This window comes from Variovorax sp. GW821-FHT09D05, from assembly GCF_059416325.1.
On the sequence record NZ_JBWKOZ010000013.1, the window covers coordinates 70990 to 82278 of the forward strand.

Here is an 11289-nt window from a genome sequence, read left to right on the forward strand (position 1 = left end):
GAAAACTACCCGCGCGCATTCACCACGTGGTCGCGCCGGAAATTGCGCGGCGTACTCCCCACCCACTGACGAAAGCGCCGGTTGAAATACGCCTCGTCGGTAAAACCGCACTGGTGCGCAATCTCCCGCACCAGCAGCGAGGTGGACGACAACAGCTCCTTCGCCCGCTCGATGCGCCGCTCGGTCACGAGGTCCGTGAAGGTGCGGTCGGTTTCCTTGCGCAGCAGGTTGGCGAGGTAGTTGGGCGAGAGGAATGCAGCGGCCGCTGCATCGGTCAGCGACAGCGGCTTGTCGAGGTTGTCGCGCACGTAGCGCACCACGCGCTGCAACGCATCGCGCTGCGAGGTCTTGCCGTTGTGCTGCAGCGAAAGGCGCATCAGCGCCTGCTCCTGCCGCATGCAGGCCAGCCCGATGATCTGCTGCACGATGCCGCGCATCGCGATCTTGGCGCCGAAGTTGCGGCCCGCGTTCAGTGCGTGCAGCTCGTCGAGCCAGCCGCGGATGCGGGCGAAGTCGGTCTCGTCGAAGGCGAAGTCGACGTACTCCTGGAACAGGAAGGGAGCGAGGTCGGGGTAGCGCGCGAGCGACACGTCGTCGAGGTCGAGCGCGTCGACCTCGAGTTCGGGCCACAAAAAGCGCTGGTCGAAGTTGACGATGCAGTACAGCGCCTCGGGCGGATGCGGAATCACGTGCACCCGGTACGGCAGCACGAAGCTCAGGTGACGCGGCCCGAAGGGGCGCACCTCGCCGCCGATGGCCTGCTGAGAGCTGCCCTCGATGCCGATCTGGATCTGGAAGTACGCATGCCGGTGCGGCAGTGTGAGTTCGTTGCGAGCCCCCTGAAAGCGGATGTCGAAGTCGAGGTGGTCGGCACGCTCGTGCATGCCGTAGGTGCGGACGGACGTGGAGGGAGAGGGGCGCATCGGAACAGGCGTGGCGGCAGGCGTCTGCCCGCGAGGGTACGCCAACTTGCGGCGTGCGAGGCGGCCAGCCCCGGCAGGTCCGATGCGCGGACCGTCCTCAGGCTCAGACGACCACGACTTCCAGCGCGCCCACGCCCGCCACCGTGCCGCGCATGCGGTCGCCGCGCTGCACGGCCGCCACGCCGGCCGGTGTGCCCGTGAAGATCAGGTCGCCAGGCTGCAGCGTGAACAGAGTCGACAGGTAGGCGATGGTGTCGGGCACGTTCCAGATCATGTCGGCGAGGTCGCCGACCTGGCGTTGCGCGCGATTCACTTCGAGGCGGATCTCGCCGGCCGCCGGATGGCCGGCCTTGGCCACGGGCACCAGTTCGCCGCAAGGCGCCGAGCCGTCGAAGGCCTTGCCGGTGTCCCAGGGGCGGCCCATCTTCTTGGCCTCGCCCTGCAGGTCGCGGCGGGTCATGTCGAGGCCGACGGCATAGCCGTACACGTGGCTGAGCGCATCGGCGGCGGCGATGTTCGATCCGCCGGTCTTGAGCGCGACCACCAGTTCGATCTCGTGGTGCACATCGTTCGACAGCGTCGGGTACGCGAACTCGCCACCGTCGGCCACGATGGCGCTGGCCGGCTTCATGAAGAAGAACGGCGGCTCGCGATCGGGGTTGTGGCCCATCTCGCGGGCGTGTTCTGAATAGTTGCGGCCCACGCAGAAGATGCGGTTGACCGGGAAGCGTGCGCGTTCGCCCTGGATGGGCAGCGAGTGAACGGGCGCGGGTGCGATGGCGTAGAGGGTGTCGGTGGCAGAAATCATGTAACAACTCTAGCCAGCGGTGCCCCGCTTCCGGGGGACGCATCTACGCGAGTCTTGGACTTGGCTACGTTTTCGTTTTGACGTCTCTTTTCGGGGCGCGTGCACAGGAGCGCCGTCGCTACGCCGGGCGATCAACCGCCGTTCCCCGAATCGGCAGGTTGATCCGAATGCCAGATTCCGCCTTGCCAGAGTTGAAACTTAAGCATTCAAACTCGGAATGAGCCGCCCATGCATGTGCTGTTATTGTTGTAACGAATTGCGTGACGCCCTCTCGCCAGCCATATATATTGCGGCAACGAAGCAACCTGCTGCGTTCTCTGCCGTGCCGCACCGCTGCACACAGAGCTAACCGGCCTGTACCAACGACAGGATCAAATCCGATGTCAGTGTCCGTCTGGGTCAGGATTCGCTTGCCGCTGGTAATTTTCGTGGCCGGCACGGCGCTGTCGATCGCCCTCGGTGTCTCCGCCCACCAGGAGATCGGGCGTAGTGCCCAGACGCGCTTCGACGCAGCCGCCTTCGATCTGGCTCGCAAGGTCGAGGCCCGCTTCGACGACTACATCGCCGTCCTGATCGGCCTGCGTGCGCGATTCAACACCTCCGATTCCGTGACGCGGAGCGACTTCAGGGACTACGTCGCGGGGCTGAACCTGGCGAGCGCCTACCCCGGTTTCCAGGCTGTCAACTATGCGCCCCGCGTCGCGGCCAACGACAAGCAGGCGTTCGAGGAACGAGTCCGCGGTGATGCCGGCCTCGACGCCGGCGTTGCCTCCGGCTTCGCCATCAAGCCGCCCGGTGGGCGGGACACGTACTACCCGCTGATCTACGTCGAACCGCAGGGCGGCAACGAGAAGCTGCTCGGCAATGATCTGGGCGCGATGCCCGACAGAGGAAACGCGCTCGAGCAGGGGCGCGACACCGGCGGGCTCGTCATGTCCGGCCGCAAGGTCCGCCTCCCGGGTCGCGAGTCCGACATTGGATTGGCGATGCGGCTGCCGGTCTATCGCCCGAGACAACCGCTCGATACGCTCGAGCAGCGGCGCAGTGCCTACATCGGTTCGGTTGGCGCGGGCTTCAGCATCGCAGGGATGCTGAGCGACGTGGTCGGTACCGATGCCGCGAGGACGTTCCGGTTGCGCCTGATCGATGCCGGGCCGGGTAAGGGGGCGATCGGGACGCGCGTGGAGACCAAGTTTGTAACGCCAACCCCATTCGGCGAGCGGCAATTGCTGTTCGACAGCGCGTCCCTGGCGAAACCCGCTGCCGCACCGGCGCACAGCCTCGAGCGCGTGCTCGGCTTCGAGTTGGGCGGGCACTCCTGGCTGGTGGAAGTCGGCCAGGACGAAAACCAGGTCTTCGGCCCGCTCGACAAGACCATCCCGTGGCTCATTGTCCTTGGTGGCCTGGCCACCAGCATGCTGCTTGCCGGCATCGTCTTTTCGTTGACCACCGCACGCAGCCGGGCCCAGGTCCTGGCGAACAGGATGACCAGCCACCTGCGCAGGAGCGAGCGGCAGCTGGAGGAGGCCCAGCACCTGGCAAGCCTGGGCAGCTGGATCCTCGATCCTGAAACCGGAGCCCTGCAATGCTCCGAAGAAGCCCGGCGCATCCTGGGCTTCGAGGCGGGCCCCTTGCCGCCGGACCTGCCCACGCTGCTCTTGCGCATTCCGCCCGCAGAGCGTTTCGCGGTCGAACAGCGCATCGCAATGGCATCCCGGTCCACGGAACGCAGCGAATTCGAGCATCGTCTGTGCCTGCCCGATGGCACCGAACGCTGGCTCCACGTCATCGCGCAATCGGCCGAAGATGAAGGCAAGAGATTGGTGCGCGGCACCGTGCGCGACGCCACGCAGCCGCGCAAGGATGCGTTGCGCCAGAAGCTCGAATACAAGATCGCCCGGCTGCTTGCCGGTGACGGCAGGACCGAGACGGTGATCGCGCTGGCGCTGGAGGCGGTATGCACCGACCTGCGCTGGGACTGCGGCGCGTTGTGGAGCGTTGGCGACGACGGCCTGGCTCGCTGTGCCGCGGCCTGGCATGCCGACAACGACCCGGCGGTGCAGCGATTCGTCAGCGCCAGCCGGTCGCTCACCTATCGGCCCAGCGAAGGTTCGCTGGGCCGCGCCTGGGGGATCGGTGGCGTTGTGCGAATCGACACGCTGGCGGCTCCGAGCCATTTCACGCGTGATGCGATGGCCCACCAGGCCGGGCTGACCGTCGGCCTCATCGTGCCGATGGCCTCCGCCGATGCGACCACGGCACTGGAACTCTTTGGCTCCAATCCGTACGTTGCCGACGCAGAGACGCTGGAGTCGCTGCGTGTGATCGCCTTGCAGATCGCCCAGTACAAGCAACGCAAGCGGGCCGAGCGGAGCCTTCGCTTCATTGCCAGCCACGACGAATTGACCGGGTTGCTCAATCGCGCCGCGCTGCAGCACGAGCTTGCCCGTGCCATCAGGCGCAGCAACCGCCATCAGAGGCAGTTCGCGGTGATGTTCGTCGACCTGGATCGCTTCAAGCACATCAACGACACGCTGGGCCACGGTGTGGGCGACGAAATGATCAAGATCTGCGGCGAGCGCTTCACGGCGCTGCTGCGCGATACCGATGTCGTGGCGCGTTTTGGCGGCGATGAGTTCGTGCTGGTGCTGGAGAACCTGTCCGGCCCGAAAGATGCCGAGGTGCTCGCCGAAAAGGTGCTGGCCTGCTGCGCCGAGCCTTTCGTGATCGAGGGGCGCGAACTGCACGTCAGCGCAAGCGTCGGCGTGAGCATCTATCCGGAGAACGGCGCCGATGCCGAAGCGCTCCTGAAAAATGCCGACACGGCGATGTACCGCGCCAAGGAAAAAGGCCGCAACACCTACCGGTTCTACGCAGCGAAGATGAATGCGCAGAGTACCGAGCAGCTGATGCTGGAAAGCGCGCTGCGCCATGCCCTGGAACGTGGCGAGCTGGAAATGTATTACCAGCCGAAGATGGATCTGCAGACCCAGCGCATCGTCGGCGTCGAGGCGCTGATGCGCTGGCACCATCCGGTTCTGGGCATGATTCCGCCGATGCAGTTCATTCCGATCGCCGAAGAGATCGGCTTGATCGTGTCCATGGGCAAGTGGGCGCTGGAGAGGGCCTGCGCCGATTCGCGTTCGTGGCAGAAATACGGTTTGCCCGCGGTGCTGGTGAGCGTCAATCTGTCGCCGCGCCAATTCGAAAGCCGCACGCTCATCGCCGACATACGGGCCGTCCTGGAAACCTCGGGCCTGGAGCCGTCGCTGCTGGAGCTGGAAATCACCGAAGGCGCGGTGATGGCGAACCCCGAGCATGCGGCGAAATTGCTCCGGACGATTCGGGACATGGGCGTCAGGCTCGCCATCGACGATTTCGGAACGGGCTATTCCTCGCTCTCTTACTTGAAGCACTTCCCGCTGTCGACGGTCAAGATCGACCGCTCCTTCATCAACGACCTTTCGCAAGACCCCGACGCACGAGCGCTCATCGACGGAATCATCACCCTGGCCCACGGGTTGCGGATGAAGGTGGTGGCCGAGGGCATCGAGACCACAGCCCAGCTCGACTACCTGCGCAGCCACGGATGCGACGAGGCCCAGGGCTATTGGCTGTGCAAGCCCGTACCCGCCGACGAGGCGCGCGATTTCATGGCGCATCACCTGCGCAACCAATTTGCCCCATCGGTAGTGGTCTGACGGCCGAACCTTCGGAGCAATCTTCACCGGGCACGTTCGCTCGGACCTTCCAGCAACTCAACAGGAGCATTCATGGTTCATTCCACTCAAGGCAAGACACTGGAGCAGACGATCACCGCGATCAATGCGCTCGACCTCACACCGATCAAGTTCAAGGCCTGCCGCAAGGAGGACGGCTACGGCTGGTCGGCAGCCTACGCGGATCAGATGGAGGTGGCCTACAAGCGCTACCTGATACTGCACGCCAAGCACCCCGACCTGACGCTCGCTCCAGAGCAGGACGTCGACCGCTTCTGGCACATGCACATCCTCGACACGAGAAAGTACGCAGCCGATTGCGAAACCACTTTCGGCTACTTCCTGCACCACTTTCCGTACCTCGGCCTGCGCGGCGAGGAAGATGCCCAGGCGCTGCAAGCAGCCTTCCTGGAGATGCAGCGCCTGACCGTCGAGGAATTCGGCGAGCCTGCGCCAGCGCCCCGACATGCGGCGGCCAAGGATGTGGCCGCATGGTGCTCGCTTGAGGCGGGCAAGCCTGCAGCAGCGTGGTGTTCGGCGGAGGCCGGCAACCCTTCGGCAGCATGGTGTTCGCTCGAGACGGGCAAGGCTTCAGCAGCGTGGTGTTCGCTCGAGGCAGGCAAACCCGCAGCAGCATGGTGTTCGCTGGAGGCGGGCAAACCTTCGGCAGCATGGTGCTCGCTCGAAACGGGCACCGCGGCCGTTACGGCCTCCGCGGCAGAGCATTCGGTGAAAGCCGGCGCATCTGCAGCCGGGCATCACTAGCCAGCCGCTACCCCGAAGCCCGTGTCGAAAGTACCCTTCACATCAAGCGGCTGCTTGATGAGTCCGACCTGCCGGTAGAAGTCTGCGGTGCCCTGCTGATCGGCGATGACCTGCGCGTCGATGGGCACCCACTTCTGCTGGCGGCGTTCGAACTGCAGCTTCGCGGCTTCGGGCGGAATGCCGATGATGCGAGCCAGCGCAGCCGAGTAGGCGTCGACGTTGCGGTATGACCAGATCTGGGCCTTCACCACGCGCTGCAGGAAGTCTTGCAGCACCGGCCGCTTGGCCGCGATGGCGCTGTCGGTCGCCGCGAGGTAGCTCAGGCCCGGCAGCAGCCCTCGCCCACTGACCAGCACGCGCGCATGGTGGCTGACCTCAGCCAGTGCGGTGTAGGGCTCCCACGTGGCCCAGGCATCGACCGAGCCCTGCGTGAGCGCGAGCTTGGCATCCGCCGGCGCGAGGAAGCGCAGGTTCACGTCCTCGGGCTTGAGGCCGGCCGCAGTGATGGCCTTGAGCGTGATGTAGTGGCCGATGGAGCCGCGATTGGTCGCGACGCTTTTCCCCTTGAGGTCGGCAGCGGTCTTCAGCGGTGAATCGGGCCGCACGAGCACTGCCGTGCCGTAGGAGTCGGAGCGGTTCGCGCCGATGGCTTTCACGCGCGTGCCCGCGGCCAGCGCGAAGATCAGCGGCGCATCACCGATGGGGCCGGAATCGACCGCAGCGGCATTGAGAGCCTCGGCCAACGGCGCAGCGGCCGGGAACTCCGACCACTGGATGTCGTAGCCCAGGCCTTCGAGTCCGCCCGCTGCTTCGAGCAGCGCGCGCAGGCCCCCCTTCTGGTCGCCGGCCTTGAGCACCGGGCGACCCTGCGCGGAAACTGCACCGGGCAATGCGATGGCGGCGGCAACAGCCGTACCTTGAACGAGAAACTGGCGACGTGAACTGTGGGTCATGGATTTGCTGATGCCGGGCTTCATGCCAGCGGATCGAAGGAAACATGCTCGGCGAAGCGCACCGGGTCCGTGCTCTTCTTGAGCACGCCCACGCCTCGGAAATCGCGCGCATAGAACTCGACTTCGTCGCGCAGGTTGCGGCCGAGCGGATGGTGGTTGTGCGTGAGCGTGCCGAGCAAGGCGCGCAGGTCTTCCACCGGGACGTTGGGCGAATACTTGGCGAAGAGCTTGGCCGACTCGTTCGGGTTTTCTGCCACGTAGTCGGAGGCCTGCGCGATGGCGCGCACCAGCGAGGCAACGGTGGCCTTGTCCTTGCGCACGAGCTCGCCGCGTGCGCCGACGATGCAGCAGACCTTGTCCTTGTATTCGCCCGAGAGGTTGCTCGCCACCTCCACGTAGGCGCCCTGGTTGCGCTTCTCGATCAGGTAGATGTTGGGGTCGCCGTCGGCAATGGCCTGGATCTCGCCCTTCTTCACCGCGATGTCGAGCAGGTCGGCCGGGTACTGGCGCCAGGTGACGTCCTTGTCGGCGTCGATGCCGTTCTTCGTGAGCAGGATCGAGAAGAAGTTCTTGCCCGGGCTCGCGATGTCGGACACGCCGATGGTCTTGCCCTTGAGGCTCGCCAGGTTGGTAACGCCCGCGCTCTTCGCGCCCACCAGCCGCACGCAACCACCGTGCGAGCTGCCGACGATCTTCACGTCGAAGCCCGATTCGAGCGGCTTGAGCCAGCGGTGGATCATGCCCACGGCCGCATCGGCCTTGGCGGTGGCCAGCGACTCCAGCAACTGGTCGGTGGAACCGGTGTAGTTGATGAGGTCGACCTGCAGGCCGTTGCGCTCGAAGTAGCCGCGCTCCTGCGCCACCACCACGGGCGAGAGGCAGAAGGCTGCGGCGTTCCAGGCGAAGGTGAGCTTGCGAGCCTGTTGCGAGAAGGCCTGCGAGGCGATCAGGCCACCCGAGGCGACCACGGCGGCAGCACCGCCGGCGCGCAGCACGCTGCGGCGGGAAAGAGTTGGGATCATCGTCGTCGCGTTACAGCAGCAGTTCGGGCTCGGCTTCGACCAGGCCTTCATAGAGGCTGTCGAAGGAATGGATGGCACCCTCGGGTCCGCCGATCTGGCTGTGCGTGTGGCGCGCAGTGGCCTCGTCGATGGGCTGCGGCTTGCCGGCGGCTTCGGCCAGCAGCTGCGTGTGGCAGGCGTTGTCGAGCGCGATGTACCACCACGCGGCAGCCTCCACCGTGGGGCCTGCGGTCAGGATGCCGTGGTTCTTGAGGATGGCGCCCTTCTTGTCGCCCAGCGCGTGGGCGATGCGGTCGCCCTCGCTGGTGTCGACCACCATGCCGGTGAAGTCGTCGAACAGCGCCACGTCTTCGTGGAACACGCAGCTGTCTTGCGTGAGCGTATCGAGCTTGCGGCCCAGCGTGGACCAGGCCTTGCCGTAGGTCGAATGCGTGTGGGCGGCAGCAATGATCTTCGGGTTGTGCTCGTGGATGGCGGCATGAATGGCAAAGGCGGCCTTGTTGAGCGGCCTGTCGCCAATGACGGTCTCGCCCTTCGAGTTGACGAGCAACAGGTCGGATACCTTGATGCGCGAGAAATGAATGCCCAGCGGATTGACCCAGAAGTGGTCGCTCAGCTCAGGGTCGCGCGCGGTGATGTGACCGGCCAGACCCTGCGCGAAACCGAAGCGCGCGAACAGGCGAAAAGCGCCGGCCAGGCGCTCCTGCCGGTGGCGGCGCTCGGCCTGCACGGTGGTGCGCGGCGGGATGGGGTCGAACCAGTACTTCTGCTGCGGGTTCGGGTTGAGCTTCAGCGGCTGGGGGGCGTTGCGGTCGATGGAGAGAACGGCGCTCATGACTCAGGCCGCCTTGCGTTGTGCCTGCGCGCGCTGCGCCACCAGCTCGCGCGTACGCGGAATCAGCTCGCGCCCGTAGTCCAGAGCGTCTTCCAGCGGGTCGAAGCCGCGGATCAGGAAGGTCGTGACGCCCAGGTCGTAGTAGTCGAGCAGCGCATCGGCCACCTGCTCGGGCGTGCCGACCAGCGCGGTGCTGTTCGAGCGACCGCCGATTTCCTGCGCGACCGCGGTCCACAGCCGCTTGTCGAGCCGCGAGCCTTTCTCGGCCGCGGCCAGCAGGCGCTTGGCGCCTTCGCTCTGCTGCGGACCGCCGCGGTTGTAGCCCTGCACCACGCGCAGGCGCTTGGTCTCCGCCAGGATGTTCTCGGCGCGCGCCCATGCGGCTTCTTCGGTCTCCGCCACGATCGGACGGAACGACACCGAGAAGCGCACGCTGCGCCCGTGCCTGGCCGCTTCAGCGCGCACGCGCGTGGTCAGCTCGCGCGCCTGGTCGAGCGATTCGCCCCACAGCGCATACACGTCGGCGTACTTGCCGGCGACCGGAATCGCAGCCTCGGAAGCGCCGCCGAAGTACACCGGCACGTGCGGCTTGCCGTTGCGCGCCTGCAGCGGCTTCACTTCGGAGAACGCGTTCTGGAAGCGGTAGTGCGCGCCTTCGTGGTCGAAGGGCTTCTCGGCCGTCCACACCTTGTGCAGCACTTCGAGATATTCGTCGGTGCGGGCGTAGCGCTGGTCGTGGTCGAGCCAGTCGCCGTCACGGCGCTGCTCTTCGTCGGAGCCGCCCGAGATGTAGTGCACACCCAGCCGGCCGCCGCTGAACTGGTCGAGCGAGGCGAACTGCCGGGCCGCCAGCGTGGGCGCCACGAAGCCGGGGCGGTGCGCGAGCATGAAGTGGATGCGCTGCGTCACCGAGGCGGCGTAGGCCACCGTGAGCGTGGCGTCGGGGCTGGTCGAGTGGTGCGGCACCAGCACGCGGTCGAAGCCGGCCGTTTCGTGGGCCTGCGCGAAGGCGCGCACGTAGTCGCGGTCGAGTGAGGGCCCCTTGGCCGCGTGGATCTCCGAGACCTTCTGGCCCTGGATCATGCCGATGAACTCGACGCCGTCTTGGTGTTGCTGGCTCATGGTGTTGTCCTTGTTTGAATATGAATGGGAGGTGGATGTCAGGCAGCGGGCAGGCGCAGCGCGTTCTCGAAGCTGCGGTCCCACAGCGGCTTGACGTCGGCCGGACCGTCGAGCACGCCGATCTTCAGGAAGGTGTCGGCCACGTCCTGGTGGCTGCGCACCACGGCATCGCTGACGGGGCCAAGGCTGTAGTCGCCGCTGCGGCCGTTGAAGAGCTCGACGATGTCGCCGACGGGCACGCGCGTTTCGGCCGACTGCGCGCGGGCATAGGCCAAAAAGTTGCCGTTGATCCACGCGAACGAACGTTGCAGGCGCTGCAGCAGGTCACTCAGTGCGGCGCGGCGCAACGCGTCGTCGAGCGCGCGCGGGTTGGCGTAGATCGGAAAATTGCCCGAGAGATACCCCACGCCGGTCTTGATGACGCGGGCGCCGTACTGCGTGCGCGCCAGCTGGCCGTTGTAGCCGTAGATGGCCCAGGCATCGAGGTCGCCGCGCGCGAAGGCCGAGAGGCCGTCCGACGGGGTGAGGCTCACGGCCTGGATGTCGCTGAACGACAGGCCCGCTTCGGCCAGCTGCTTGGCCAGGTAGTAGTGCGAGGTGGTGGCGCGCACGTAGCCCACGCGCTTGCCCTTGAAGTCGGCGATGGTGCGGATCGGCGCGTCCTTGCGCGCCAGCGTGGCCTGGTTGTTCAGGTCTTCATGCGTGACGGCCACCAGCTTCACGCTGGACTTCTGTCGCGCCGCGAACACCGGCGGTATCTCGCTGCCCGAACCCAGGTCGAGCGCATCGCCGTTGATGGCCTCGATGTGCAGCACGCCGTTGTTGAGCTCGCGCCAGTCGATCTTGTAGGGTGTGTTCGCCTGGCCAGAGGCGGCGAGCAGCGGGCGCCAGAGGCCCTTGTAGGTGCCCACGCGCAGCGTGACGCCGGACAGGTCGCGCGAGGGCGTGGCCGCCTGCGTCCAGCCTGCTGTGCCTGTCGCGGCCAACGCTGCGGCGGCTTGCAGCAGGCGACGCCTGTCCAAAGGAAAGTCTGGTTTCATGCACCGAACCGTAACCAGACGCTCCACGGAAGCGAACGCAGAAAAACGAGTTTGCATATGCGGGATGCGTCGTTTTCCCGCGCCGGGCGGCCCGGTACCGTG

The 11289-nt window shown here is 66.2% G+C and carries 9 protein-coding genes; 2 read left to right on the plus strand and 7 right to left on the minus strand.

The features are described from left to right. Positions 1–5: 5 nt before the first annotated feature. Together AC07O3_RS29905 and AC07O3_RS29910 are read right to left on the minus strand one after the other, a co-directional pair. Positions 6–923 carry a helix-turn-helix transcriptional regulator gene (locus AC07O3_RS29905; protein WP_097198537.1) on the minus strand — a complete coding sequence of 306 codons (918 nt, stop codon included), beginning with the start codon at positions 921–923 and terminating at the stop codon, positions 6–8. A gap of 103 nt (positions 924–1026) precedes the next feature. Then, positions 1027–1731 carry a fumarylacetoacetate hydrolase family protein gene (locus tag AC07O3_RS29910; protein WP_097198536.1) on the minus strand — a complete coding sequence of 235 codons (705 nt, stop codon included), beginning with the start codon at positions 1729–1731 and terminating at the stop codon, positions 1027–1029. A 380-nt stretch (positions 1732–2111) separates the two neighbouring features. Here AC07O3_RS29910 and AC07O3_RS29915 point away from each other — a divergent pair, with 380 nt between their 5' ends. Both AC07O3_RS29915 and AC07O3_RS29920 read left to right on the plus strand, forming a co-directional pair. Further along, positions 2112–5432 (plus strand): bifunctional diguanylate cyclase/phosphodiesterase, encoded by a 3321-nt coding sequence (locus AC07O3_RS29915; RefSeq protein WP_495341044.1) that lies wholly within the window; start codon positions 2112–2114, stop codon positions 5430–5432. Positions 5433–5504: 72 nt separating this feature from the next. Beyond that, complete coding sequence (locus AC07O3_RS29920) at positions 5505–6215, plus strand: glycine-rich domain-containing protein (protein WP_256216958.1); 711 nt, start codon at positions 5505–5507, stop codon at positions 6213–6215. Here AC07O3_RS29920 and AC07O3_RS29925 read toward each other — a convergent pair. From AC07O3_RS29925 to AC07O3_RS29945, 5 genes are read right to left on the minus strand one after another with little or no spacing between them, the layout of a single operon-like run. After that, entirely contained in the window at positions 6212–7168 is a 957-nt protein-coding gene (locus tag AC07O3_RS29925; RefSeq protein ID WP_440532185.1) for an ABC transporter substrate-binding protein, read from the minus strand. The two genes, AC07O3_RS29920 and AC07O3_RS29925, sit on opposite strands and share 4 nt — an antisense overlap. Before the next feature lie 20 nt (positions 7169–7188). Beyond that, the gene (locus AC07O3_RS29930; protein WP_495341045.1) at positions 7189–8190 is read right to left on the minus strand and encodes an ABC transporter substrate-binding protein; all 1002 of its coding nucleotides are present in this window, start codon (positions 8188–8190) and stop codon (positions 7189–7191) included. Positions 8191–8200: 10 nt separating this feature from the next. After that, entirely contained in the window at positions 8201–9025 is an 825-nt protein-coding gene (locus AC07O3_RS29935) for a class II aldolase/adducin family protein (RefSeq protein ID WP_489016741.1), read from the minus strand. A 3-nt stretch (positions 9026–9028) separates the two neighbouring features. Continuing rightward, a complete protein-coding gene (locus tag AC07O3_RS29940) occupies positions 9029–10147 on the minus strand; it encodes an LLM class flavin-dependent oxidoreductase (protein WP_495341046.1) in 1119 nt (372 codons plus the stop codon). A gap of 38 nt (positions 10148–10185) precedes the next feature. Beyond that, positions 10186–11187 carry an ABC transporter substrate-binding protein gene (locus tag AC07O3_RS29945; RefSeq protein WP_093058502.1) on the minus strand — a complete coding sequence of 334 codons (1002 nt, stop codon included), beginning with the start codon at positions 11185–11187 and terminating at the stop codon, positions 10186–10188. Positions 11188–11289: the final 102 nt, after the last annotated feature.

What these genes read in the sequence shown, in the direction of transcription:
- AC07O3_RS29935 (WP_489016741.1), bottom strand. Translation starts at nt 9,025, where the DNA reads ATGAGCGCCGTTCTCTCCATCGACCGCAACGCCCCCCAGCCGCTGAAG.
- AC07O3_RS29905 (WP_097198537.1), bottom strand. Translation starts at nt 923, where the DNA reads ATGCGCCCCTCTCCCTCCACGTCCGTCCGCACCTACGGCATGCACGAG.
- AC07O3_RS29945 (WP_093058502.1), bottom strand. Translation starts at nt 11,187, where the DNA reads ATGAAACCAGACTTTCCTTTGGACAGGCGTCGCCTGCTGCAAGCCGCC.
- AC07O3_RS29925 (WP_440532185.1), bottom strand. Translation starts at nt 7,168, where the DNA reads ATGACCCACAGTTCACGTCGCCAGTTTCTCGTTCAAGGTACGGCTGTT.
- AC07O3_RS29940 (WP_495341046.1), bottom strand. Translation starts at nt 10,147, where the DNA reads ATGAGCCAGCAACACCAAGACGGCGTCGAGTTCATCGGCATGATCCAG.
- AC07O3_RS29930 (WP_495341045.1), bottom strand. Translation starts at nt 8,190, where the DNA reads ATGATCCCAACTCTTTCCCGCCGCAGCGTGCTGCGCGCCGGCGGTGCT.
- AC07O3_RS29910 (WP_097198536.1), bottom strand. Translation starts at nt 1,731, where the DNA reads ATGATTTCTGCCACCGACACCCTCTACGCCATCGCACCCGCGCCCGTT.
- AC07O3_RS29915 (WP_495341044.1), top strand. Translation starts at nt 2,112, where the DNA reads ATGTCAGTGTCCGTCTGGGTCAGGATTCGCTTGCCGCTGGTAATTTTC.
- AC07O3_RS29920 (WP_256216958.1), top strand. Translation starts at nt 5,505, where the DNA reads ATGGTTCATTCCACTCAAGGCAAGACACTGGAGCAGACGATCACCGCG.